The sequence below is a fragment of the Candidatus Binataceae bacterium genome (assembly GCA_035650475.1).
Lineage (GTDB): Bacteria > Desulfobacterota > Binatia > Binatales > Binataceae > JAKAVN01.
Genome location: DASRHP010000005.1, coordinates 94,940 through 118,282, shown reverse-complemented (window position 1 = coordinate 118,282; position 23,343 = coordinate 94,940). Strand labels below are relative to the sequence as shown.

Genomic DNA, 23,343 nt, shown 5'->3' with positions numbered 1-23,343 from the left:
GAACTCGGCGAAGCGATCGATCGGACGGGGCAGTTGCCGGACTCTCCGCGGTTGCCAATCGCCGAGCATGAGCCAGCGCTTCACCGTCTTGCGATCGATTCCGAGTTCGCGCGCAATCCGCTTCACCCCTTCGCCGCGCTCCTTTCGCGCCACCATCTCCCGCACCAGGTCCTCCCGTAGCATCCGCTCCTCCGCCGGCCCTGCTTCTGCCGGCAGAGAAACTACCCGATCCTGTTCCGCTTCCATGCTCCCGTCCTCCGGTGGTTCGGAGAGGGGATTTTCAAATGATGACTAAGAGGGGAGATTCACATGATTGCTGACAGCGCGTGTTCGCGGAACGAACATGGCATCCGAGGCAGAGTGATGGCCGCGAATCCATACGTGCAGGGATGGCGAGAGTGGGACGAACGCTATGCCGATCTCGTTCTCGGTAAGCGCAACTGGCAGATCGCGTCGGCCTGCTCGCTGCTCGTCAGCCTCGTGCTCGCGATCGGCATTGTCTGGCTCGCGCTCCGCAGCCGCTATGTCCCATATGTCGTCGTAACCGATCGACTCGGACAAGCGATCACGATTCCGAAGCCGCTGACGCCGGCTTCGATGCCGGTTGTCGCAGCCAGAATGACGCGCTGGGAGATCGAGGCCTTTATTCGCGACGCGCGTTCCGTCTCGAGCGATCCGGCAGTCGAGCAGGAGCGACTCGCGTCCTTGCATGCTCATGCACAGGGCGCGGCGGATCGCTTCCTCGACGACTACTACCATTCGGACAACTTCGCCCATAACCCATTCGAGATCGCCAAGAAGCGGACCATCGCGGTGCGGATGAATTCGATCCTCCAAGTTTCGCCACAGAGCTACGAGGTCCACTGGGTCGAGGAGAGCCCGCTGACCAGAGGGTTCCACGCAGGCACGTCCTACTTCGAAAGTTTTCTCCCTCCGAATGCAGCGCCGGCCCTTAGACGGTCGAACTTCCCGACGCCCGCAGTCTCCGTCCGCCACGTTGCCTCCTCTTGACCTTGTACCTGCGTACAGGGTGTAGGCTCATGCGCGTAAGGAGGGTTTCTTTATGGCAGACAAACGACGAGTCGAGGTGTTCGGCGCGGGATGCGCTGTCTGCGACGAGACGGTCGCGATGGTAAGGCGAAACGCGTGCAGTTCGTGCGAAGTCGAGGTGCTCGATATGCGCGATCCGGCGGTCGCGGCGCGGGCGAAGAGCCTCGGCGTTCGCACTGTCCCCGCGGTCGTAATCAACGGCAGGCTTGGCGCATGCTGCACCGGCGCAGGGCCCGCGGAAGCCACGCTCAGGGCCGCGGGTGTCGGCACGCCGCTTCCGTGAACTAATCGTGGCTACGTCGCGGCTCACGATCGGCGAGCTGGCCAAGCGCGCGGGCGTCAATCGCGAGACGATCCGCTACTACGAGCGGCGCCGGCTGCTCGCGCACTCGGCGCGCACGATGGCGGGCTATCGGGTCTTTCCCGACGACGCGGTGGATCGGCTGCGCTTCATCAGGCACGCCCAGGCGCTCGGCTTCACGCTCGAAGAGATCCGCGAGCTGCTCGGCCTTCGGCTCGATGAGCGCAGCTCCTGCGAGCAGGTCCGCGGGCGTGCGGCGCGCAAGCTGGCGGACGTGGAGGCGAAGATCGCGGCGCTTAAGCGCATCCGCCGCGTCCTCGGCCGGCTTGTCCGCGCGTGCGAGGCGCGCCGCCCCACCGCTCCATGTCCGATCCTGGAGAGCCTTGCCGCGCCGGATGCGCGCGCCCGGAAGGAGGAACTCCAATGATCCAGGTGGAATTGATTTATGACGCTGACTGTCCCGCGGCCGGTCAGGCGCGCGAGAACCTGCGCGAGGCGATGCTTCGTTTGGGGCTTGCGCCGCGATGGGTGGAATGGGAGCGGTCGTCGCCGGATGCGCCCGGGCGAGTCCGCGCCTACGGCTCGCCGACTCTCCTGTTAAATGGCCGCGACCTCGGCGGGAGCGAGGCGGCGGACGCCGCCTGCTGCCGCATCTATCAGCCGCATGCGGGGCAATTTGCGGCGGTGCCGCCGGTTGAGTTGATCCTGGCGGCGCTGCGGGAAGCGCCAACGCGGCGGGATTCCGCTGAGGCGCAGAATTCTTCGGAGAAAGTGCGATGAAAACCAGGCTCGGCTTTCTTGCGATTCCGGCGGCGATCGCGTCGATGCTGCCGGTGCTCGGATGTCCGCTCTGCTGGCCCGGCTACGCGGCGCTGCTTTCGTCGCTGGGCCTCGGTTTTCTCGCCTCGGCGCGCTACCTGCTTCCGCTGACGATAGCTCTGCTCGGAATCGCGCTCGTGGGGCTTGCGATCCAGGCGCGATGGCAGGGCTTGATGCCGATTATGCTCGCGTCGGTTGCAAGCGTAGCCATTGTGCTTGGAAAGTTCGTGTTGAATTTGAGCGCAGCGACCTACGCGGGCGTCGCGCTGCTGCTTCTTGCCTCGGCGCTCAGCGTGATCCGCGGCCGCGAGGCGTCGAGCGTCTGCTCCGAATGCGTACCGAATCCAGATGCAGAATCGACCGGCCGCGCGGCGTCACGCCGGTAATGCGCAGGCGACAACTGCTTCCAAGGCTGAGGAGCAGACGGCGGCCGAACGGAAGGCTCGGCCGCCGCGCGCGTTTACTCGGCGGGAGTCCGATTCAGGATGTAATCGGCCGCTTTTTGCGCTTGGCCCGCCGCCTGAACGATCAATCTGCGATCGTCGCGCAGGCGCTGAAGCCAGCCGGCAATGTAAGCTGCCTGATTGCGAAATGACGGCGTTCGCGATCCCGGCTTCGGCGCAGAGAAACGCGGCTGAAAGCTCCGCAATGAGCTCCTCGCGGCTGTACACGGCGCTGCCGAACGGCGCCACTTCGGTTATCCCTTCGCGCCCAAGGCGTGGGCGGAGCGGGCGGCAGGACGTGCCAGAGCGAAGCGTCCCGTCAGGGCTGGCGCGGCGTGCTAGCGGAGCACACGCCACCACTGAGAGCGGCGGCGAAGCGAAGAAGGCGGGCGGCGGGTGTTGGTTCAGCAAGAAGCGCAGTGGCGGAGCTTGGGGAGTGCTTCAACGCCAACAAGCAAAGCTGTGATAATTTGGGTACGCGGAGCGTGCTGGTGGCGCGCCGCGGTGCAACGACGACGGATGCCGGATGGCACTCTCACGCAGAAGATCGAGCTGCAAGAACTCGAAGAGCCGCTCCAGAAAATCCGGCAAATTCAAAGAGTTTCACAGCCATGCGCTTCACCATCCCGTCGGGTTTTTCGGATTGCTCGAAAACTGTCCTAATCTGTCAAGCCCAAGGGCAGATGGGGCACTAAGTCTTGGAGACGCAGGCGCAGGCTGGCGTTCGCTACGCGTTGGGCGCGGCGGCGCTCTTTGGAGCAAGCACTCCGGCAGCGAAACTGCTGCTCAAACATCTCTCGCCCTTAATGTTGTCTGCTTCCCTGTACCTGGGAGCCGCCATCGCTCTCTCGGCCTATCGCTTGCTCGGTTGGTCAGCTTCGCGCGAGACGCCAATAGGTCGGGACGATATTCCCGCGATCGCCGGAATCATCTTCTTTGGCGGAATTCTCGGACCGGTGCTGATGCTCTATGGTCTGCAACGAATCTCGGCATTCACCGGGTCGCTTCTGTTGAATCTCGAAGGCCCGTTTACGGCACTGATAGCCGTTGGCCTTTTAGGCGAACACCTCGGTACCCGTGAGAAGCTTGCGGCCACGGCGATCATGCTGGGCGGAATGCTGGTCAGTCTTGAGCCCGGTTACTTAGGTGGCAGTTGGCTAGGTGCAGTAGAGGTCGCGGGAGCGTGCCTAAGTTGGGGCGTCGATAATAATCTGACGCGGCATCTTTCGTTGCGCGATCCGGTTGCGGTCGCCCGTATCAAGACCTCCGCCGCCGGCCTGTGCGTGCTGGCGCTGGCCCTCTTGCACGATGGCGCGAGAATACCCGCACTGACGGCCTTGTTGCTTGCCGGCTGCGTGGGCGCCCTCTGTTATGGCCTCAGCATAACTCTGGACGTCAAAGCGCTTCGGATGCTCGGTGCGGCCCGGGAAGCCGCATACTTTGCGACAGCTCCTTTCGTTGGAGCTCTGTTTTCGCTGGTCGTGTTTCGTGGGCTCCCCAACCCATCTGAACTCGCGGGGACAGTGCTGATGATTGCCGGTGTACTGGTTTTAGTGCGCGAAAAGCACGCCCATTTGCACCCGCACGAAGCAATGCTCCACGAACATCTCCACGTGCACGACGACCATCACCAGCATGAGCATGACGAGGTCGTCGCCGAGCCACATTCGCATGCACACGTACATGAACCATTGACCCACGCTCACTCTCACACCCCCGATCTGCACCACCGCCACCGGCACTGAACTGATCGAAGGTCTTCATCAACGCCGTTGGTGGGCGTCTCCAGCAGCCGCTCGACGCGTCGGAAAGAAGCTACTTCGGCTCTGTGATTCACTTGATGCACAGGGGGCTTGCAATTGTATCGACGAACGCCGATCTTGAGCCTATGGCTGAGAGGGGCGAACCGCGCTGGCTGCTGCTCATCCATCAGATCCCACCCAAGCCGGACTACTTCCGGGTCAAGGTCTGGCGTCGCCTGCAAAAGATAGGCGCCGTCGCAATCAAAAACTCGGTCTATGTCCTGCCGAAGAACGATCAGGCGCTTGAGGATTTCCAATGGACGCTGCGCGAGATCACGGAAGGTGGGGCTGAGGGTTCGATATGCGAGGCCGATTTCATCGATGGCCTGTCGAACGATCAAGTCGAGGTGCTGTTCAGAGCCGCACGCGATGCGGACTACGCGGCGATCGCAGAGGAGGCGCGCGAGCTCGCGCGGGCGCTGCAGCCGCGCAGCAAATCCAATGTCGATCACGGACCGAGCCTGCAAACTGCGGTTGAACGTTTACGTCGGCGACTTTCCGAAGTGGTTGCGATCGATTTCTTCGATGCCCTCGGGCGCCAACCTGCCGAGGGGCTAGTTTCCGAACTGGAGGCGCGCTTTGGCGGGGCCGCGCGGGAGCAGCCGGCTTCCCGCGCCAACGCCGCGGAGTTTCGAGGCCGCGTTTGGGTGACCCGCAAGGGCATCCACGTGGACCGTATGGCGTCGGCGTGGCTGATTCGCCGCTTCATCGACCCGAAGGCGGAGTTCAGGTTTGTGGCTGCGCGAGGTTATCGGCCACAGAAGGACGAGATCCGCTTCGACATGTTCGAAGCTGAGTTCACCCATCAGGGCGACCGGTGCACCTTCGAGGTTCTACTCGAGCGAATGGGGCTGGGCACGGCTCCGCTGCGAGCGATCGCCGAAATCGTCCACGATATTGACTTGAAGGATACAAAGTTCGGGCGCCCCGAGGTCGCAGGCATCGATCGGCTCATTACCGGCATATGCACTGCTCACAAAGATGACGACACCAGGCTCGTGCGAGCCGTCGCACTCTTCGATGATCTCCACGAATCGTTTGCAAGACGGAGCCGATAATGTTGCAACGCTTACCAGGCGTGCTTCTCGCGGCTGCGCTTTTCTGGACGACGGTTGCTCGAGCGCAAACGCCCGGCGATCAGCTTCAGCAACCTCTCACGCTCAAAGAAGCTGTCAACTACGCGCTCGCGCACCATCCCCGCCTGCGCACCCAAATCGGGCTCGAAGAGGCGGCAGCGGCGAAACTCGGCATAGCGCGCTCGGAATATATACCCACAGGCTACGTCGGCCTTCAGGAAAACCGTGCGACCGGAAACGTCGTGCCGGGCGCGCACTTCAACATGGAGGGGATCCCGCCGATCGCCGGTCCGCCGCGAGACCGCGTATTCGACTCCGGAATGTGGGGTAGCACCGCGGGCCTTTCTCTCTCGTACGATATCGCCCATCTGACGCAGAAGATGGCGCTGGTCGACGCTTCCTTGGCCGACCGACGCAGCGCGCAGGCTGGTGTCGACGCAGAAGCGCTATCGGTGGCATTTGGCGCGGCGGATGCATTTGCAGCGGCGGTCCAGGCCGACCGACAACTCGCAGCAGCACATGCTGCGCTCAAGCGAGCACAAGTGTTCCAGAACACAGTGGATGCTCTGGTTCGCAGCGGTCTGCGCCCTGGTGCCGATGCGGCACGCGCCGCGGCTGAGACGGCCGCCGCCGAGCGGAATCTGATCAAAAGCGAAGAGCAAAAGGGGCTCAGCGAAGAGCAGCTCGCAGAGGCCTTGGGAGCGGCGGGCGAACCCGTTCAGATCGTGCCTGGCCGGTTAGCTACCCGACTCCCGCCTGAGGAAGCGTCCGCGGTGTCCATTTCGGTTCACAATCCGTCAATCGTATCCGCTGAACAGTCCGTCCATGCCGCGCGCGACCGCGAGCACGCGGCAATCCTCGAATATATCCCCCGAATCGAGATAGCAGCGGCACTGTTTGGCCGTGCTAACGGATTGTTCACCGGTGGCGCTAACCTGGGTTTCGCCCAGGGCGTCGTTCCCGACACACCGAATTGGGCGGCCGGAGTGGTGATCACCATACCGATCCTCGAATACCCGGCAATTCGCGCGCAGGCCGATCTGGCCAAGGCTGAAAAGAAAATAGCGTCAGCCCACCGCAGCGAGATCGTTCAGCAGATTCAGACCCAGGTTGATTCGGCCCGCACTATCCTGAAGGCCGCTTTTCGAACCGCAAAAGAGACGCAAATCGAACTCGACTCAAGCCATGCGGCGGTGGAGCAGGCGGAGGCCAGATACAGGGCGGGGCTCTACGGTGTCGATCCGGTGGCGGAGTCTCTTCGACTGCTCGCGCAGGCGGAGGCAGACGATGCCGTAGCCCGGGTCGAGGTCTGGCGCGCGAAGTTGTTGTTGGCGCGCGCGGTTGGCGACATGGGGCCATTGCTTAAAAGCATCGATGAAGCGACCAGGGAGAATCGTTAGCGATGTGGCTGGTGAGGTTGGCGCTTAGACGCCCGATCACAATCGTGGTCCTCGCGTTCGCGACCATCCTCGCGGCCTGGCTCGCGATCCGGAGGGCTCCGGTCAACATTTTTCCGAGTCTCGGCGTGCCCGTGATCTACGTGGTCCAGCCGTACGCAGGCATGACCCCGAGCCAGATGGAGAGCTACTTCGTCACCTACTACGAGTATCACTTCCTTTATGTCGCCGGTTTGGAACGCATCGAATCGCAATCAATCCAGGGCGCCGCGATGCTCGAGCTGTACTTTCGTCCGGGCACCGACATGTCACAGTCGATGTCGCAGGTGGTGGCGCTGACCTTTCGGGCCACCGCCTTCATGCCCGCCGGAACACTGCCCGCATTTATTCTGCGCTACGATGCTGGTTCGATCCCTGTGGGGCAGCTGGTTTTTTCCAGCGAGACGCGCGGCCAGTCCGCGATCCAAGACCTTGCGCTTTATCGCGTCCGCCCGCTCCTGGCGACACTTCCCGGGGTTGCCGCGCCGCCGCCGTTCGGCGGCAAGGTGCGCACGATAGTGGTCGACCTCGACCCCAACCGTATGCAGGCCTACCGCGTGTCGCCGCGCGACGTGGCGGCCGCGCTTGCCAAGGCCAACCGCACGCTTCCTTCCGGCAATGTACGGGTCGGAGATTACGCGGCGATCGTTTCCGTTAATGCGGTAGTCAGAGATCCTCGAGAACTACAAAACGTGCCGCTGCGCACCGGCGCCGGGCCAACGGTGTTCATTCGCGATGTTGGGCGCGTGGTTGATGGCGCGGACGTTGTCTATCAAAGCGCGCTGGTGAACGGCAGGCGCACAGTTTACATGCCGGTAATCATGCGCGCTGGCGCCTCGACGCTTGATGTTGTGAACGCCGTAAAGGGCGCTCTGCCGAAGATGCGTGCGCTTATACCGCCTGACATTCACATCGGATTTGAGTTCGACCAGTCGATCTACGTTAAGAGCGCGATCACTGACCTGATGTTGGAGGGTATCCTCGGGGCCTTGCTTACGGGCCTGATGGTTTTGGTCTTCCTGCGTGATTGGCGCTCCGGGGTCATCGTCATCCTGACCATACCGTTTTCGATTCTTGCAGCCGTGGTGGCGCTCCGGCTTGCGGGCGAATCCATCAACATCATGACCCTCGGAGGGCTTGCGCTGGCGGTCGGGGTTCTGGTCGATGAAGCCACGGTTGCGATCGAGAACGTCCACGCACACCTGGCACTCAAGAAAAAGCCTGCGCGAGCCGTTATCGATGCGATGGCGGAAGTTATTGAACCGCGCTTTCTGGCGATGCTGTGCGTCCTGGCCGTCTTCATTCCCTCGTTTTTCATGGTAGGCATCGGCCGTGCCCTGTTCCCTCCGCTCGCGCTGGCGGTGGGGTTTTCGATGATTGCCTCCTATCTGTTGACTGCCACCCTGTTGCCGGTGCTGACCGTCTGGTTGCTTGCGAAAACCGGTTGGGAAGAGCGAGACGAAGAAACTGTCTTTGCCCGTTGGCAGGATCGCTATTCCGAGCTCGTGCGGCGCTTTGTCGCCAGCCCGCGACTTGCCGTCGGGACCTATGCTGCGATATCGCTGCTCGCCCTGCTTGTGATCGGTGAAAACCTTGGGACGCAGCTGTTTCCCGTCGCGCAAACCGGCCAGTTCCAGATTCGGATCCGGGCACCCGCCGGCACCCGATTGGAGCGGACAGAGGATATCGTGCGCCAGGTCGACCGCATCATTCGTCAGGAGGCGGGCGACCAATCCGTGCTTATCACACTCGCTACGGTCGGCAATGCCCCTTGGGAATACCCCATCAATCTTATTTTCTTATGGAACGGAGGACCGCAAGAGGCCGTTCTGCTTGTGGCCTTGGATAAGGACGCTGCGCTCTCCATACCTGCGCTTGAGGAAAGATTACGGAGCAGGCTTGCCCGGCGCCTGCCCGATGTGAGGTTCTCGTTCGAATCGGCGGACATAGTATCTCAGATCCTCAACCTCGGTTCCCCGACCCCCGTAAGGATTACGGTGTCCGGGAACAATATCGCGGAAGTCCGCGGCTTCACTGCGAAGATAGAAACCGCGCTCAGACAGATTCCTTCGTTGCGAGACGTTCAACTGGCGGAAGCGCTGGACTATCCGACCGTCGACGTTGAGATCGATCGAGTCCGAGCCGGACAACTCGGCGTCAATGTCGATCAGGTGGCCGCATCGGTGGCCGACGCGACATCCTCGAGCCTGCTCATCAGCCCGAGCTTCTGGATCGATCCGAAAAGCGGTGTCCCGTATCGCGTTGGGGTCTTTGTGCCGCAACACCTGATGGCGTCCGCTGACACACTGCGCCACCTGCCTGTGATGACCGACGGCGCTCCGCGGCCCCTGATCGACGATGTGGCATCGCTGGCTCCTGGGAGGAGCTTTGGTCAGATCGACCACATCAATAATCAGCGTACTCTCAGTGTGGTGGCTAATGTTGAAGGCGGCGACCTGGGCCGTGCCGCCACCGCGATCGAGCGAGCGGTCGCGAACGTTGGAGCCCCTCCACGCGGCGTTACGGTCGCTACGCGCGGCCAGATAGAGCAGATGCTGTCCACGCTGGCGAGCCTGCGCGAGGGTCTATTGCTCACGATAGTTGTTATTCTGCTGCTGCTGGCTGCGACCTTCGAATCGCTCCGCGATTCGCTGGTTGTGGTCTCGACGATCCCCGGCGTGCTCGTCGGCGTCGTTCTGACTCTGTTCCTTACCGGCTCAACCCTCAACATTGAGTCTTTTATCGGCGCGATAATGGCCATCGGCATTGCGGTGGCTAACGCACTCTTGCTCGTGACGTTTGCACGCCAGCGCCGGCGCGACGGAGACGCCGCGGCTCTCGCGATAGCCGCCGCGGCCCACGGACGCCTGCGCCCGATTCTTATGACTACGCTCGCCATGATCGCGGGCATGATTCCGGTGGCATCGGGACTTGGCGCAAGCGGCACGCAAACTTCCCCTCTCGGGCTCGCAGTGATCGGCGGCCTCGGTGCCTCGTCGTTTTCAACCCTCTTTATTTTGCCTGCGGTGTTTGCCCTGCTCTCCGGGAAAGGACCTGCAAAATCTGATTCACTCGATCCCGACGATCCGGAAAGCGTCAACTACGACGGCCGTGAATCATGAAGCGTTGGCTTGCACTGTTGATGATGCTTCTCGCCGCTTGCGACCATTCCGCCGCTCCGGGCGTTCGTCCGTCCGACGCAGCAAGTGCTCCACGAGCGGTGGAGGTCGTGGTCGCGGTTTCGCGGAGAATCTCCGTGACCGAAGAGCTTCCCGCCGAGCTCGTTCCCTGGGAGGTCGTCGCGATCTATCCAAAGGTGCGCGGCTTTGTTGCAGAAATCCCGGTCGATCGCGGCTCGATCGTTCATCGGGGACAGCTGCTCGTAAAGCTCTCCGCACCCGAGTTGATTGCTCAAACGGCAGAGGCAGAGGCGGCTCTGCGCAGCGACCGATCGACCTACGGACGGCTGCTCGACGCCTCCAATACCAAAGGGGCCGTATCCGAAAATGAAATCGAAATATCGCAACAGATTGTGGCGGGGGACCGGGAGCGGGTCCGTTCCTTGAAGTCGCTGGCGGACTATTTGGTAATCACGGCACCTTTCGATGGTATTATCACCGAACGCAACGTACATCCCGGCGCGCTGGTGGGCCCGCCGGCAGAGCCGCTCGCCAGCGCTGTTCCGATGCTGCGCATTGAGCAGATCGCGCATCTTCGGCTGACGGTCCCAGTGCCCGAAGCGGACGCCGGCGCGGTTAGCGCGCGCGCCAAGGTGACATTCCATGTCAGGGCGTATCCGGGTCGCGAATTCTCGGGGACCATCAGCAGGGTGTCACACTGGGTTGACCCGAGCACGCGCACGATGGCTGTGGAGGCTGATGTCTATAACAACGATCACCTGCTCGATCCTGGAATGTTCGCGCAAGTCCTGTGGCCGATTCGGCGCCAAACGGCATCGGTGCTGGTTCCTGCTTCGGCCGTGGTCGAAACCGCCGACGGCGTTTTCGTGGAAGTCGTTGAAGCGGGGCGGGTGAAGAGAATTTCTGTCCAACGCGGTAAAGCCAGCGGCGAGTGGGTCGAAGTGTTCGGGTCTCTCAATGCCGGCGACCGGGTGATCATGCACGGGTCAGAGGAGCTCGTCGACGGCGCACACGTGATTTGTCGCGAGAGAAACGCGACGAAAAATCCCGGATGATTCGTAGACACCGGCCGCGACCCGCGTATCGCGTCATTTGAGAGATGAGGATCTACCGCTCCCCCTCGGGCTCGCAGTCCTGGAGTCAGCTGATCTTGCTGCCAGTTAGGAGACAGGGACGGAGCCCAGCGGTCAGACGCTGACAGTGGTCCCGCGGTAGTAGTGCCGCAGGATTTCAGTGTAGCTCCTGCCCTGGTTGGCCATCACGGCGGCGCCGAGCTGGCACAGGCCGACGCCATGGCCCCAGCCGGCGCCGCTCAGCAAGAAGCCGCCCGCCTGTTTGTCAACGACGAAGGCGGAGCTGTAAAGATGGGTGCGCGATAAAGCCCTGCGAATCTCCAGCTCCTTGCCGATGATTACGTAATCGCGCTCGCCGACGAGCTTCAGCCGATATATTCGGCCTGACGGCCCGCGCGCGAGCGCCTCTATATCGCGAATGGGGCCGAGGTTAACCCCAAGCTTCGCCGCGACCAGATCGCCGAGTTGCTCGGGCGTGTACGTGACGTGCCAGCGATAGAAGTCGCGGGTTTCCTGATCGAATCCGGGCAACACACGCGCCAGCAGTTCCGAATCGCTGGTATTACAGTAAGCGGGCGGGCTGGAGCGTATCCATTTTTGGGGATCGCAATCGTACGGTGGCGCCGGGCCATCACGAACTGATTCGAGATAGGGAATATCTTTCTCTTCCCAGGCGGTCGCATAGCGCTCGGTGATTCCGCCACAGCATTTGGAAAATCGCGCATCGCAGATAGCGCCATCATAACGAAGAAACTGGCGGGCGGTCGCGCGGGCCGCGTCGGCCGCGGCGGCGGAGAACGCCTTCGTGATACCCTGGTAGCGTTGGCAGTGATCGTCGGCGCAGACGTCAAAGTCGGCATGCGCCTCGCGGCCGGACCAGCGAACGATTTCATGTGAATCGGAAGAGGAAGTGTGCGGTTCGTGAACGCGCTGCGGGCTTGACTTTGGAAACCATAGCCAGCTGCGTGAAATCACCGCATGCGCCTTAAGCAGTTCGAGCGGGCAGGACGCGCTCATCTCGGAGGAGATCACGCTCGTTACATACTCCTCCAGATCCACATCGTTGATTACCGTCAGGCCGCCCTCTCGCTTGACCAGGCGCAGAGCCCCCCGAAATGCTTGCCGCTCCTTGCGTTCCCAATGAAATCCGATTCCGATCGTGACGTCATCAAGCATGAAGGCGCAGGCTGACGGATCGGACGGTGTGAGAGTGACCTGAGAAGTGAACCGATGGCGTCCCGGTCCGTACGTCCTGGCGGAATGATCGGTGAAAGTGCCGAGCAATTCCACTTCGACGGCCGGCCGCTTTTCGACCAGCCCGACAGAAACCCTCATCGCTCGCCCTCCAGCCGCGCCGCAACTTCCCGAAATTCGGGGTCGGGCAAGGTTATTTCGCGGAAAACCGAAGCGATGGCATCGCCGGTGATTCGCCTGAAATCGTCCGCCAGCGGGACTACGAATATTCCGCACAAATCGATCGACGCGGGGCTCACCGTCAGTTCGCCTGTATAGAAAACTTGCGGCCGATGTTTCCGTCGCGGAAACAGATACGCAACCCATTCTCCGCCTTCACGAAAGACCGCCAGGTTGAGGAGCGGTTCGGTCCGTCTGCCGGTCGCTTGTGCAAGTAGTTCGATGGCATGATTCATCCGATCGATCAGCGCGGAGCGCTCTGAACCGCGAAGCAGAAGTACATTCCTCACGTAATGCGGCACGGTCGGGCCGCGCATGCCGGCGGTATCCTTCTCGATTGGAAACAGTGTCCGCGCGCCCGCCTGGAAGTGCATATGGTCCGGCGCGGAAGCTCCGCATTCGGGCCCGTTGTAGATGACGAAATAGCCGGCGAGGGCGGCGGCAAGGTCCAGCATAGCCCCGAGACTGTCCGCGATACGCTGCGCGCGATGCTCCGCGTGCGAGATCGTCAAATGACGATCCACGATCGGAAACGGATTGCAGTAGATCGTGAAGTTCTCGTCGAATCGCACACCCTCTTCCTCCGGAGGAAGGTTCTCATCGCACAGGAAACAGCGGCGCTTTGCCACCGACACCGGATCGACCGGCGCGGTAGTGCTGCCCACGCGATGGGGAATGTGGCGGACGAAGACGTCGAACCGGCCGATCCGAAGCCGTCGCGTCTCGGCGCGCGCGAGACCCTTCAGGGCCTCTGCGAGCAGCGGCCAGGTCCGCGCCTGGCGCTCAAACAGCTTCTCTATCTGATTGACCATTCCCGCGTGCGGGCTTGAATTTCGATGCTGCGCAGCCAGTCCTTGTAGAGATCGTATCGATTCGCGATCTCCCGCGGGAGCGCGCTGTCGCTATTGCCTTCCCAGCGGCGGCAGAGATAAAGGGACTCATAAACGCGGCCGACCTCGTAATCGCGGCAGATGCGTAGCGCTACCGCGTAGTCCTCTCCATAGCTGACGTCGGGGAAGCCGATGCGGCGCACAATCGAGGTATCAAATGCGCGCGGCGCGCCGAGGCCGTTTATACGCAATGCATTGTTTCTGCCGTTTTCGCGGGTCCATTCGCGGTGATCCACCAGGCCGGGCGGCAGCTCTTTGAGTGAAAAATCGACCACCGTGTAGGAGCCCACTACCATCGCGTAGGGGCCTGCTTCCAGTTCTGCGACGATCCGGCTGAGCGCGCCATCGGTCGCGTACAGGTCGTCGGAATCGAGCTGGATGGCGTATTTGCCGCAGTGCTCTGAATAGATTGCCTCGTTCCAGCATCCGCCGATACCAAGGCCGCGCCGCTTCGGAATGATGTGCTTGAGCCGCGAGTCGCGGAGGCTGCGCAGGATCTCGGTCGTTCGATCGGTCGAGTGATTATCGACAACTATCACGTTGAATTCGAAATCGGTCCGCTGGCTGAGCACACTGTTGATGGCATCTCGAATGGTACGCTCGCGATTGCGGACCGGTATGACGACACTGGCTGTCACCGGAAAGCTTTCGCGCGCGGCGGGAACCGCCTGAAAAGCGGGCGGTAGCCATGCGCCGATCCGCTTTAGATGTGCGGTCGCAATCCGCTCCATTTCGATCTGGTAGTCGCGATTGCGCGGATCCACATAGTCGAATTGCTTCTGAGCCGCGGCGGATGTATCCGCGAGCGACGTCGCGTACAACGGCTCGGGTATGTGCACGACAGGGGACGTTTCCGAGATCCTCAGGCGCAGGTCGTAGAGTCCTCCCCATTTCCAGCAGCCGTCGAGCCCGGCATGCCGGGCCGCCTCAACTGAAATGGCGACTAACGGACCGAAGTCGAAAGTGTCGCGGATGCTTCCCTTTTGATAGTCGATGTGCGGATGGCCGAACGCGTCGGCGTAGACCCAGCCGGCCCCGGTCTCGCGCAGCACCTGTATCGCGCGATCGAACATGCGCGGGGCCGGGTCAACAGTCACGCGCGGGTCGCCGATGAAGAGGACGTCGGAATCGGCGTGGTCGAGGAGCTGTTGGATGGTCGCGGATGTGTAGTCCTTGGGGTAGACGATTGTCACGTTCGGCTCCGGCCCGCGACTGGCTTGGCTGTTTGCGCACGGGTTGATCGCGACTGTCGCCGCGGCGCGCGAACCGCGCCCAGTGGGCGTGCCACGATAACGCCGGCCATCCGGTTCTCCCTAAGGAATTCGCCCAACGGTTGTTCAACGACACGGCCACGGCTGCGCGACGCGTGACGCATCATAAGTCGCCCGCCCTGTCGCACGACGATACCCGCATGAAAGACGTCAAGATGTTTGCGTGTGGAGACGAAGAAGATAAGGTCGCCGGTATGCAGAGGGCACGGGGGACGGCGAAGCGCGTGCTTAGGCAGAGACCTTAGGCGGATCCGCCGGGCAGGAAGGTCCGAAAGAATATTGAGAGTGCGCGCCGTTTCTACTGTACGAACGGCGGGCATTGAAAGCGTGCGTAGTATACCCTGCCGTTGATTGTTGCGAATCCAGAACGTCATATAGTGGTTGCGCCGCTTCCATTCTATACGGCCCTGCTCATAGCGGATCCTGCGCAGCCATTTGACAAAATCGGCTGGTGTCGCGGAGCGCGCGAGCGCCAGGACCGTCTCGAGGTACGTGACGCAATCGAAAGCGTCGAGGGATGCGGTGAACACCTCGGGGGTGTCAGCGGATCCGATCAGAGGATCTGACTTGTACGCCCGCCCGAGCAAGCGCCGGGAGAGAGCGTCGATTCGATCTTCGATGCCGCGATAAGGCCCGGCTTGCAACAAGAGCTGCTCCACCCGGCGCCGGTCAGGAGCTCGCGGTCGTGCAGGCTTCATCGAAGTAAGGCGAGCTTCGCAGCGATCGAGAGCTATCATTCGGGAGCCGGCGGCTCAAGCAGCAACGCGAACCCGCGAGGGTCATGGAAATCCGGCCGTTCGCCCCAGTGGCGAAGCGCCCAGTAGGAGATGCCATCGGTGGTTTCGATCACTGCCGAGAGGCCGACCCGAAGGAAGGCGTGCGGGTGTGTGAGCCGGAGGAAATCGAGGCGAACGACCGCGTCGAGCTCAAAGCTGCCTGGAGCGGAGCGGATGGTAATGTACGGTTGGGATGTAGCGTTCGATATCGAAGATCGGTCGCGATAGTTGCGGTAGGCGTAGGCGGCCCACTCGCAAGACGGCGCAAAGTTGAACTCGTGATAAGCCGATTCTCCGGCGGCCGCGACGAAGGCTTCGAAACAGGTGCGCCGCCACAGCTCCATGCCGATCCGCGGCGCGACCGGTGAGGGCAGCCGAATGCGAGCGAGATCGCCGTCCAGACGAAACGTCATTTGGAGCTCGGCGGCCAATCGGCGCGCGCGCGCCCCGACGGCGCGCACAGCTCCGGGCTGCGCGGAAGGGTGGCACTTGAGCCCGATCCAATCTTCAACGGCCATGATCGATGGCGACACGAATTGCGATCAGGAGACGCCTGTCGCAGTTCATCACCTGTCGCTGTCGCGCTTGAGTACCTCGATGATTCGCTCGCGATCCACCGCGATCCTGACCCCTGCGCGTTCCTGCTGAAGCAGCATCGCGGCGCGCGAGTCGCGCTCGCCCCATCCGCGATTGAGGGCCTCGGTCAATTCGTCCCACGCCAGATTTGCCATCGGCATCGGCACGTTCAGTTCGCGCCCGAGCGCGGTGGCCAGCGAGACGTCCTTATGTGCCAGGCGCAGCGCGAAGTCCGGCGGGTCGTAGTTCGCGGGCAGAAAATGCCGCCGCAGTGAATCAAACGTGCGCGTCCTGCCCAGTGCGCCTTGCCGCACGGCTTCCCACAGCGTCAGCGGCTCGACGCCGGCCTTAACGCCCATCGTGAAAACTTCCGACAGTGCGCGATTGAGCATGTAGCCCGCGCAGTTATGGACCAGCTTGGCGACGGTGGCGGATCCGATTGGGCCGACATAGCGCGCGCGGTCTCCGATCGCGTCGAGCACTGAGCGATGATGGTCGAAAATACTCTGTTCGCCGCCCACCCAGATTGCTAGCCTCCCGGTTGCGGCGCCGCTCGGTCCGCCGCTTACCGGCGCATCGAGCATGTGCGCGCCGCGCGCGGCGAACGCCGCATGGATCCGCTGCACCAGGCCGGGAGAGTTCGTCGACAGATCGAAGTAGGCGCTGCCGCGCACAGCGCCGGCCAGGATGCCGTCCGTGCCGAGCGCAACCGCCTCAACGTCGGCCGGCAGCGGCAGCGAAGTGAATACGACGTTGCAGGCCTCGGCCACCCGCCGCGGCGTATCGGCCCATCGCGCGCCGGCCTCGAGAACGGTGCCGGCGGCGTCGCGGCGCAGGTCATTGACCATCAGGCGGTAGCCGGCCTTCTGGAGATTGGCAGCCATCCTGGCGCCCATCGTGCCAAGCCCGATGAAACCGATCTGCATGTGGCGCTCTTCGTCGTTCCCGTGCATCGTGACGGAGTTGCTATTTCTCGAAGACTTCCTTTGCGACGAACGCAGCGGTCATAGCGGTCGGCCACCCTGAGTAGAATGCCAGGTGAGTAATCACCTCCGATATCTCGTCCTTGGTCAGGCCGTTGTCGAGTCCGCGGCCGATATGAATGCGGAGCTGCTCGGGACGGTATAGCGAAACCAGCGCCGCGATGGTGATGAGGCTGCGGTCGCGCTTGGAGAGCGCCGGGCGCTCCCACACGTCGCCGAAGAGGACATTTTCGGTAAGCTCGATGAGCTTGGGAACTACGTTGCGGACTTTCTCCCGGGGGGACGATGCTTCAGCCATGATGTTTTCCTCCGTTGCGGGGGCGTCGCCGACAAATCTTCAAGAGAGGACGCCTGATCGCGACACTTCTACCGCCACGCTATCCGCGGCACAAGCCGGGCCCCGGGTGCAACGTTGCCGACGACGCGGAGAGAGCTGCCGCCGACGCCCCAAAAGCGCCCCGCCGCGGGCAACCCATATGCGCGCGCTTCTGGTATAAAGACGAAGGCGAGGCGTCCGGGGATGCGGGCGCAGGCGGCCCCGAAATTCTCCGCCACGGAGGATTGGGAACATGGGCGAAATTCTCGCTGTCGGTCTCACTCACTACCCGCCGCTGGCCGGTCGCGACGAGGCGATGGCGACAATCCTCAAGCAGATGCTGCGCAACCCTGCGCTGCCCGAAGACAAGCGCCGGGTGGAGAACTGGCCGGCCGCGATGCGCGAGGAGTGGGACGACGACGGGGGCGCGCGTGCCGCGCGCCGCCATCGCGAGGCGATGCTCCCGTGGTTCCGCAAGCTGCGCGCGCGGATCGACGACTTCAAACCCGACTTCATCCTGATCTGGGGTGACGACCAGTACGAGAATTTCCGCGAAGATGTGATACCGCCTTACTGCGTGTACGCCTACGACACAATCGAGTTCGCCCCGCGCGGACAGAACGTGTGGAACGAGCCGGCAGACAAGAAATTCTGCGTACCGGGTTATCCAGTGGCTGCCAAGCGCCTCGCCGCCGGACTGCTCGAGGCGGGGTTTGACACCGCGTACGCCTACAAGCCGCTTCATCACTCGTTAGGCCACGCCTTCGCCAACGCCATTTTCTACCTTGACTACGACCGCACAGGATTTTCCCACCCTTTGGTGCCGTTCGCGATCAACTGCTACGGCAGGCGCGTGGTGGCCCAGCGCGGTGGCCTGCCCGTGTTCGATCATCCGCCGAGCGAGGCAGATCTTGATCCGCCCTCGCCCTCGCCGCGGCGGCTTTTTGACCTCGGCGCGGCAACGGCGAAGATCCTTTCGGCGAGCCCGTGGCGCGTCGTGCTGATGGCGTCGTCGAGCTGGTCGCACGCCTTTCTCACCGCCAAGAATCATTTCCTTTATCCCGACATCGCGGCGGATCGGATGCTCTACGACGCTCTGCGCACCGGCGATTACGATGTGTGGAGAAGCCGCAGCCTTGAAGCGATCGAAGACAGTGGTCAGCACGAGGTCCTCAACTGGATGTGCCTGGTGGGCGCGCTTGCCCAGTTGAACCGGCGCCCGGCCGAGATCGATTTCGTCGCGACCTGGATCTTCAATTCGTCGAAATGCTTCATGGTGGCGTGAACTGTTAACCGCTGCGGCGCGCGGCGCCCGCCGTGCGCCGGCTGGAATGAGTCGGCAGGAGGTGCTGAGCGATGCTAAAGCCGATTCTCTCGGCCGATTCGCACGTCACCGAGCCGCCCGACGCTTATCCGTCGCGTATCGATCGCCGCTTCAAGGATCGCTCGCCGCGAATGGCGCACGACGCGCGGCGCGGCGACGTCTATCTGATCGACGGCATCAACCGGCCCATCTCGGTCACTCTGCTGTCGGCGGCGGGAGTCGATCCTGCCGAACTGCCTGCGATCGAAGCGCGCAACCGCGGCTGGCTGCAGCCCGGCGGATGGGATCCCGAGGAGCGCATCGCCGCCCAGGAGCGCGACGGCATCGCGGCCGAAATCCTCTACCCCAGCGTCGGCATGCTGCTGTGCAAGCATCTCGACTTCGACTATCGCAAGGCGTGCATGGATGCCTACAATCTGTGGCTGGCGGAGTTCTGCGCGACCCACCCCGAGCGCCTCATCGGCGTCGGCCAGGTGTCGCTGCGGACGGTGGACGACTCGATCGCCGAGGCCCGCCGGATAAAGGAACTCGGCCTGCGCGGGATCATGCTGCCCGGATGGCCGGCCGAGGAGGACTACGACAGCAAGCTTTACGATCCTTTCTGGGACGCCTGCGTGGACCTCGACCTGCCGCTGACCTTCCATCATCTTGCCGGCCGCAGGGATCCCAACGAGCCGACCGACAGCCCCTACGCGGACGGCAATCGCGGCGTCAACACCAGGCTCAACGGCTGGATGAACCTGGTGCGCGGCAACCAGGATTTGCTCGCGATGTTCGTCCTCGGCGGGGTGTTCGAACGCCACCCGCGGCTCAAGCTGATCTGCGCCGAGGCCGACGCCGGCTGGGCGCCGCATTTCACCTACCGGATGGATTACGCATACAAGCACCATCGCCATCACATCAGGACCGAACCGCTTTCAAAACTGCCGAGTGAGTATTTTCATCAGAACATTTATCTTACCTTCCAGTGATCCTCGTCCGCGGCGAGGACGGCGCCGTGCGCGTGCTCCTGAACACCTGCACTCATCGCGGAGCGATGGTGTGCCGCCAGCCGTGGGGCAATGCGCGCAGCTTTCAGTGCCCCTATCACGCATGGACGTTCAGTACGCACGGCGACCTGATCGGAATACCGGGGGAGGATTCCTACAGCGCGGCCTTCGACCGCAAGGAAATGGGACTGGCGCAGCCGGCGCGGGTGGGCAGTTATCGTGGATTCATCTTTATCAACTTCGATCGTTCAACTCCCGGGCTGACTGACTATCTTGCCGGAGCTAGAGAGTATCTTGACCTTGTGTGCGATCAGTCGGAGTCGGGAATGAAGGTGGCCGACGGCGCGCAGGCATACAGCATCCGCGCCAACTGGAAATTGCTGGTCGAGAACAGTTTCGACGGCTACCACGGGCTGCCGACCCATCAGCGCTACATGCGTTTCCTTGAAGAAACCGGGGTCGATCTCAAGGGCGGCCTGGCACGGCGGCGCCAGCGTGCCGCAGATCTCGGCAACGGCCATGCGGTCATCGAATACGAAAGCCCGTGGGGACGGCCGATCGCGCACTGGGTCCCTGCCTTCGGCGAGCTAGCAAAGGCGCGGATTGAACAGACGCGCAGTCGCCTCGAAGGCCGATTTGGGACGGAACGCGCGGCGCGAATGTGCGAAACGAGCCGCAATCTTGTCATCTTTCCCAATTTGGTCGTCAACGACATCATGGCGATCACCATCCGCACCTTTTTCCCGGTCAAGCCCGACTACATGGAGGTCAACGCGTGGTCGCTGGCGCCCGCCTACGAGCACCCCGACGACGCCGCGCTGCGGCTGGACAACTTCCTGACCTTTCTCGGACCAGGCGGATTCGCCACGCCCGACGACGTGGAGATGCTGGAGACCTGCCAACGCGGTTTTGTCAACCGTGAGGTCGGATGGTCGGACATCTCGCGAGGGATGGAGCGCGAGCGTCCGTCGGTGTCCGACGAACTTCAGATCCGAGTGTTCTGGAGGCGCTGGAACGAGCTGATAACCGCTCCGCAGACGCGCCGCGCGCGGCGCGCCGCCTGAGCGCGATGGGAACCCAAGCCACCCGCCAGGAGGTCGAGGAGTTCCTTTACGCGGAGGCCGCGCTGCTCGACGAGTGGCGGCTGGAGGAATGGCTCGAGCTGTTGACCGAGGACGCTACCTACCTCATTCCGCCGACCGACCTTCGCGGCGGCGATCCCACCAACACACTATTCATCCTAGCCGATGATATGGTACGAATTCGCTCGCGGGTGCGGCAGTTGCTGGGCAAGTCTGCGTGGGCCGAGCAGCCGCATTCGCGCACGCGCCGGATAGTGAGCAACGTCCGGATCGTCGAAAACGGCGCCGATAGTATCAGAGTAACCGCGAACTTTGTGGTTTACCGGATGCGCTACGAGCTGGTCGACACCTATATCGGCCGCTACGAGTACAAGCTCGTGCGCCAAGGCGAGCGGCTCAAGATCCGAGAGCGCAAAGCGATCCTCGATCTCGAAGCGCTGCGCCCCCACGGAAAGGTCAGCTTCATCCTGTAGCGCGATCGCCGCGCGGCGCCCGCGCGCCGCAAGGGAGAAGCCGCGATGCACGCCATCGATATGCACAACCACATGATAGCGCCGGAGGTGATCGCGTTCCTCGCGCGCGAGGGCGAGCGCTACGCGACGCGGATCGTCGAGCGCGACGGCCGTCGCTTCTTCCTGATCCGGGAATCCGCGCTGCGGCCGATCGACGGTCCCCTCTCCGACGCCCCGGCGCGCCTGGCCGACATGGAGCGCGAGGGGATCACGACGCAGGCCGTCTCGTGCGTACCGTTCCTGATGTACCCGGAGGTCGCGCCGGATCTGGGAGCGGCGATCGCACAGGTTAACAACGATGCGCTAGCTGCGATCGGCAAGCGCAGTCCGGAACATTTCGTTCCGCTTGCGTCGGTTCCGTTGCAGAATTCGCCGGCCGCGGTCAAGGAGCTGGAACGCGCGGCGCGAATCGGGATGCGCGGAGTCGAGATCCCGCCCAGGGTTGGAGCGCGTCAGCTCGACGAGCCCGAGTTCGAGCCGTTCTGGGCGGCAGCGGAAGCGCTCGGGATGGCCGTATGCATTCATCCGTTCGAGGCCGCCCCGCAGGGCGCGCTCGCTCGCTATTTTCTGGGGAATCTGGTCGGCAATCTCTATGACACCGGCCTGGCGGCGGCGTTGCTGATCTACGGCGGCGTGCTGGAACGGCATCCGGCTCTGCGCGTGGTGCTGTATCATGCCGGCGGCGCGCTGCACGCGGTCCTCGGTCGCCTCGACATGGGCTTTCGGCTCGTGCCCGAGTGCCGAAAGGCGATACCGCGGCCGCCTTCCACCTATGCGAGGCAGTTCAGCTTCGACATTATCGCGCATAATCGCGCGATGCTCGCGCATCTCGTGAACGCTTGCGGCGCCGAGCGCTTCGTGATCGGCACTGACTATCCGCTGCCCGCCGGCATCGCTCATCCGATCGCCGAGGTCAAGGCGCTCGGGCTGGAGCCCTCCGACGAAGAAAAGATTCTGAGCGGCAATGCCCGCCGCCTGCTGTCTCTCCCGGCAAAATAGGGAAAACCGAAAAATGCAACTGAGCTTCGGCACCAACCGCTTCCACTTCCTCGACCCGCACCGGCTGATTCAGTCGTGCAAAGAAACCGAGGCTGCCGGATTCGACCATCTGTGGTTTCCCGACAGCCAGCTCCACGCCGGTGATGTTTTCGTCAATCTCCTGACCGCCGCGCAAAATACGGAGCGCGCTCATGTCGGCACGCTGATAGTCAATCCGGTGACGCGGCATCCGAGCGTCCTCGCCGCGAGCATCGCCGCCGTCGATCGCTACGCGCCCGGACGCGTGATGCTCGGTGTCGGCGCGGGTGACACGGCCGTGCTTCAGGTCGGGCTGCGGCCCGCGCGGCTGGCCGGGATGGAGCGTGCGGTCACAATCGTGCGAACCCTGCTCGCCGGCGCGGCCGTCGAGCTGGGTTGGAGCCGGCCGTCGCGGCTAGACCAGCCGCGCGCGGTGCCGGTGATCGTTGCGGGAGGCGGGCCGAAGATGCTGCGGATGGCGGGCCGCAGGGCCGACGGCGTGGTGATGCGCGTCGGCACCGACCCCGAACTGATCGAGTGGGCCCACGCCGAGTTTTGCGCGGGCGCGCGCGAGGCGGGCCATGATCCGGCGTCGCTGTTCGTCGCGCTGCATTTCCATACCGTGCTCACCGACGACACAGCGCTGGCCGCGGCGCGCGGTCGCGTGATGGCGGCGGGCTATTACGAAGTCAATCGCGGGCTGTGGGACCGCCTCGGACTGAAATGGCCATGCGCGCCGCTTGAGGAAATCTTCAAGAGCCTGTGGCCGGACTTCCATCACGCCAGCGACATGGCGCTGGCGGCGCGGATGGTCGCGGAAATTCCGGTCGAGATCGCGCGGCGCTTCTGCCTGATGGGCAGCGGCGCGGAGGTGCGCGATCAGCTGGAGCGAGTGCTGGCGCGGCTGTCGTTTGCGCCCCGCCATATCATCCTTCAGCCCAACCTGCCGGGCGCGGCCTTCATCGCCGCCTGCGGCCGCGACGTGATTCCGGCCTTTCGCTAGGCGCGCTCGGATGGCGGCGCGCAGGCGGCGTGCCGGATGCTTTGCCCGCCC

Annotated in this window: 23 protein-coding genes; 16 read left to right on the top strand and 7 right to left on the bottom strand. The window is 63.1% G+C overall.

Going from position 1 to position 23,343, the window contains the following annotated elements; genetic code table 11:
* Positions 1 to 246 (bottom strand): helix-turn-helix domain-containing protein (locus VFB33_02605; GenBank protein HZO80559.1); only part of this gene is annotated, 246 nt, incomplete at its 3' end.
* A 117-nt stretch (positions 247 to 363) separates the two neighbouring features.
* On the opposite strand from VFB33_02605, the gene VFB33_02600 reads away from it, so the two are divergent.
* The 10 genes from VFB33_02600 (at position 364) to VFB33_02555 (ending at position 11,122) form a co-directional block, all read left to right on the top strand.
* Positions 364 to 1,011 (top strand): VirB8/TrbF family protein, encoded by a 648-nt coding sequence (locus VFB33_02600; protein HZO80558.1) that lies wholly within the window; start codon positions 364 to 366, stop codon positions 1,009 to 1,011.
* A 52-nt stretch (positions 1,012 to 1,063) separates the two neighbouring features.
* Positions 1,064 to 1,333, top strand: coding sequence for a thioredoxin family protein (locus VFB33_02595; protein ID HZO80557.1), 270 nt, complete (start codon positions 1,064 to 1,066; stop codon positions 1,331 to 1,333).
* Between the two features lie 7 nt (positions 1,334 to 1,340).
* The gene (locus VFB33_02590; protein ID HZO80556.1) at positions 1,341 to 1,778 is read left to right on the top strand and encodes a MerR family DNA-binding protein; all 438 of its coding nucleotides are present in this window, start codon (positions 1,341 to 1,343) and stop codon (positions 1,776 to 1,778) included.
* Positions 1,775 to 2,131, top strand: a complete 357-nt coding sequence (locus VFB33_02585; protein ID HZO80555.1) for a hypothetical protein — start codon at positions 1,775 to 1,777, stop codon at positions 2,129 to 2,131. Before VFB33_02590 ends, VFB33_02585 begins: the two co-directional genes overlap by 4 nt.
* Positions 2,128 to 2,556 carry a hypothetical protein gene (locus VFB33_02580; GenBank protein ID HZO80554.1) on the top strand — a complete coding sequence of 143 codons (429 nt, stop codon included), beginning with the start codon at positions 2,128 to 2,130 and terminating at the stop codon, positions 2,554 to 2,556. The genes VFB33_02585 and VFB33_02580 overlap by 4 nt, the downstream gene beginning before the upstream one ends.
* Before the next feature lie 755 nt (positions 2,557 to 3,311).
* On the top strand, positions 3,312 to 4,358 hold the full coding sequence (locus VFB33_02575; GenBank protein ID HZO80553.1) for a DMT family transporter: 1,047 nt from the start codon (positions 3,312 to 3,314) through the stop codon (positions 4,356 to 4,358).
* A gap of 143 nt (positions 4,359 to 4,501) precedes the next feature.
* The gene (locus tag VFB33_02570) at positions 4,502 to 5,473 is read left to right on the top strand and encodes a chromate resistance protein ChrB domain-containing protein (GenBank protein HZO80552.1); all 972 of its coding nucleotides are present in this window, start codon (positions 4,502 to 4,504) and stop codon (positions 5,471 to 5,473) included.
* Positions 5,473 to 6,891, top strand: coding sequence for a TolC family protein (locus tag VFB33_02565; GenBank protein ID HZO80551.1), 1,419 nt, complete (start codon positions 5,473 to 5,475; stop codon positions 6,889 to 6,891). The genes VFB33_02570 and VFB33_02565 overlap by 1 nt, the downstream gene beginning before the upstream one ends.
* 2 nt (positions 6,892 to 6,893) lie before the next feature.
* A complete protein-coding gene (locus tag VFB33_02560; GenBank protein ID HZO80550.1) occupies positions 6,894 to 10,049 on the top strand; it encodes an efflux RND transporter permease subunit in 3,156 nt (1,051 codons plus the stop codon).
* Positions 10,046 to 11,122, top strand: coding sequence for an efflux RND transporter periplasmic adaptor subunit (locus VFB33_02555; GenBank protein HZO80549.1), 1,077 nt, complete (start codon positions 10,046 to 10,048; stop codon positions 11,120 to 11,122). Before VFB33_02560 ends, VFB33_02555 begins: the two co-directional genes overlap by 4 nt.
* A gap of 132 nt (positions 11,123 to 11,254) precedes the next feature.
* On the opposite strand, the gene VFB33_02550 is transcribed toward VFB33_02555, so the two are convergent.
* The 6 genes from VFB33_02550 to VFB33_02525 form a co-directional block, all read right to left on the bottom strand.
* Complete coding sequence (locus tag VFB33_02550) at positions 11,255 to 12,475, bottom strand: SpoIID/LytB domain-containing protein (GenBank protein HZO80548.1); 1,221 nt, start codon at positions 12,473 to 12,475, stop codon at positions 11,255 to 11,257.
* The gene (locus VFB33_02545) at positions 12,472 to 13,365 is read right to left on the bottom strand and encodes a DUF4922 domain-containing protein (GenBank protein HZO80547.1); all 894 of its coding nucleotides are present in this window, start codon (positions 13,363 to 13,365) and stop codon (positions 12,472 to 12,474) included. Before VFB33_02545 ends, VFB33_02550 begins: the two co-directional genes overlap by 4 nt.
* Positions 13,350 to 14,636 carry a glycosyltransferase family 2 protein gene (locus tag VFB33_02540; GenBank protein ID HZO80546.1) on the bottom strand — a complete coding sequence of 429 codons (1,287 nt, stop codon included), beginning with the start codon at positions 14,634 to 14,636 and terminating at the stop codon, positions 13,350 to 13,352. The genes VFB33_02545 and VFB33_02540 overlap by 16 nt, the downstream gene beginning before the upstream one ends.
* A gap of 811 nt (positions 14,637 to 15,447) precedes the next feature.
* A complete protein-coding gene (locus tag VFB33_02535; GenBank protein HZO80545.1) occupies positions 15,448 to 15,903 on the bottom strand; it encodes a DOMON-like domain-containing protein in 456 nt (151 codons plus the stop codon).
* A 153-nt stretch (positions 15,904 to 16,056) separates the two neighbouring features.
* On the bottom strand, positions 16,057 to 17,019 hold the full coding sequence (locus VFB33_02530) for an NAD(P)-dependent oxidoreductase (GenBank protein HZO80544.1): 963 nt from the start codon (positions 17,017 to 17,019) through the stop codon (positions 16,057 to 16,059).
* Positions 17,020 to 17,032: 13 nt separating this feature from the next.
* Positions 17,033 to 17,347, bottom strand: a complete 315-nt coding sequence (locus VFB33_02525) for a carboxymuconolactone decarboxylase family protein (protein ID HZO80543.1) — start codon at positions 17,345 to 17,347, stop codon at positions 17,033 to 17,035.
* 271 nt (positions 17,348 to 17,618) lie between these two features.
* On the opposite strand from VFB33_02525, the gene VFB33_02520 reads away from it, so the two are divergent.
* The 6 genes from VFB33_02520 to VFB33_02495 all read left to right on the top strand — a co-directional run bounded on the left by VFB33_02520 (position 17,619) and on the right by VFB33_02495 (position 23,292).
* Positions 17,619 to 18,650 carry a hypothetical protein gene (locus VFB33_02520; GenBank protein HZO80542.1) on the top strand — a complete coding sequence of 344 codons (1,032 nt, stop codon included), beginning with the start codon at positions 17,619 to 17,621 and terminating at the stop codon, positions 18,648 to 18,650.
* Between the two features lie 71 nt (positions 18,651 to 18,721).
* Complete coding sequence (locus tag VFB33_02515) at positions 18,722 to 19,660, top strand: amidohydrolase family protein (GenBank protein ID HZO80541.1); 939 nt, start codon at positions 18,722 to 18,724, stop codon at positions 19,658 to 19,660.
* A gap of 26 nt (positions 19,661 to 19,686) precedes the next feature.
* The gene (locus tag VFB33_02510; protein HZO80540.1) at positions 19,687 to 20,742 is read left to right on the top strand and encodes an SRPBCC family protein; all 1,056 of its coding nucleotides are present in this window, start codon (positions 19,687 to 19,689) and stop codon (positions 20,740 to 20,742) included.
* A 5-nt stretch (positions 20,743 to 20,747) separates the two neighbouring features.
* A complete protein-coding gene (locus VFB33_02505) occupies positions 20,748 to 21,233 on the top strand; it encodes an aromatic-ring-hydroxylating dioxygenase subunit beta (GenBank protein ID HZO80539.1) in 486 nt (161 codons plus the stop codon).
* A 45-nt stretch (positions 21,234 to 21,278) separates the two neighbouring features.
* A complete protein-coding gene (locus VFB33_02500) occupies positions 21,279 to 22,271 on the top strand; it encodes an amidohydrolase family protein (GenBank protein HZO80538.1) in 993 nt (330 codons plus the stop codon).
* A 13-nt stretch (positions 22,272 to 22,284) separates the two neighbouring features.
* Complete coding sequence (locus VFB33_02495; GenBank protein HZO80537.1) at positions 22,285 to 23,292, top strand: LLM class flavin-dependent oxidoreductase; 1,008 nt, start codon at positions 22,285 to 22,287, stop codon at positions 23,290 to 23,292.
* Positions 23,293 to 23,343 lie beyond the last annotated feature (51 nt).

Excerpts from the sequence above, each read along its gene's own strand:
- VFB33_02520 (HZO80542.1), top strand. The coding sequence starts at position 17,619 with ATGGGCGAAATTCTCGCTGTCGGTCTCACTCACTACCCGCCGCTGGCC.
- VFB33_02515 (HZO80541.1), top strand. The coding sequence starts at position 18,722 with ATGCTAAAGCCGATTCTCTCGGCCGATTCGCACGTCACCGAGCCGCCC.
- VFB33_02565 (HZO80551.1), top strand. The coding sequence starts at position 5,473 with ATGTTGCAACGCTTACCAGGCGTGCTTCTCGCGGCTGCGCTTTTCTGG.
- VFB33_02530 (HZO80544.1), bottom strand. The coding sequence starts at position 17,019 with ATGCACGGGAACGACGAAGAGCGCCACATGCAGATCGGTTTCATCGGG.
- VFB33_02585 (HZO80555.1), top strand. The coding sequence starts at position 1,775 with ATGATCCAGGTGGAATTGATTTATGACGCTGACTGTCCCGCGGCCGGT.
- VFB33_02535 (HZO80545.1), bottom strand. The coding sequence starts at position 15,903 with ATGACGTTTCGTCTGGACGGCGATCTCGCTCGCATTCGGCTGCCCTCA.
- VFB33_02500 (HZO80538.1), top strand. The coding sequence starts at position 21,279 with ATGCACGCCATCGATATGCACAACCACATGATAGCGCCGGAGGTGATC.
- VFB33_02505 (HZO80539.1), top strand. The coding sequence starts at position 20,748 with ATGGGAACCCAAGCCACCCGCCAGGAGGTCGAGGAGTTCCTTTACGCG.
- VFB33_02595 (HZO80557.1), top strand. The coding sequence starts at position 1,064 with ATGGCAGACAAACGACGAGTCGAGGTGTTCGGCGCGGGATGCGCTGTC.
- VFB33_02550 (HZO80548.1), bottom strand. The coding sequence starts at position 12,475 with ATGAGGGTTTCTGTCGGGCTGGTCGAAAAGCGGCCGGCCGTCGAAGTG.
- VFB33_02570 (HZO80552.1), top strand. The coding sequence starts at position 4,502 with ATGGCTGAGAGGGGCGAACCGCGCTGGCTGCTGCTCATCCATCAGATC.
- VFB33_02600 (HZO80558.1), top strand. The coding sequence starts at position 364 with ATGGCCGCGAATCCATACGTGCAGGGATGGCGAGAGTGGGACGAACGC.
- VFB33_02580 (HZO80554.1), top strand. The coding sequence starts at position 2,128 with ATGAAAACCAGGCTCGGCTTTCTTGCGATTCCGGCGGCGATCGCGTCG.
- VFB33_02525 (HZO80543.1), bottom strand. The coding sequence starts at position 17,347 with ATGGCTGAAGCATCGTCCCCCCGGGAGAAAGTCCGCAACGTAGTTCCC.
- VFB33_02545 (HZO80547.1), bottom strand. The coding sequence starts at position 13,365 with ATGGTCAATCAGATAGAGAAGCTGTTTGAGCGCCAGGCGCGGACCTGG.
- VFB33_02495 (HZO80537.1), top strand. The coding sequence starts at position 22,285 with ATGCAACTGAGCTTCGGCACCAACCGCTTCCACTTCCTCGACCCGCAC.
- VFB33_02560 (HZO80550.1), top strand. The coding sequence starts at position 6,894 with ATGTGGCTGGTGAGGTTGGCGCTTAGACGCCCGATCACAATCGTGGTC.
- VFB33_02555 (HZO80549.1), top strand. The coding sequence starts at position 10,046 with ATGAAGCGTTGGCTTGCACTGTTGATGATGCTTCTCGCCGCTTGCGAC.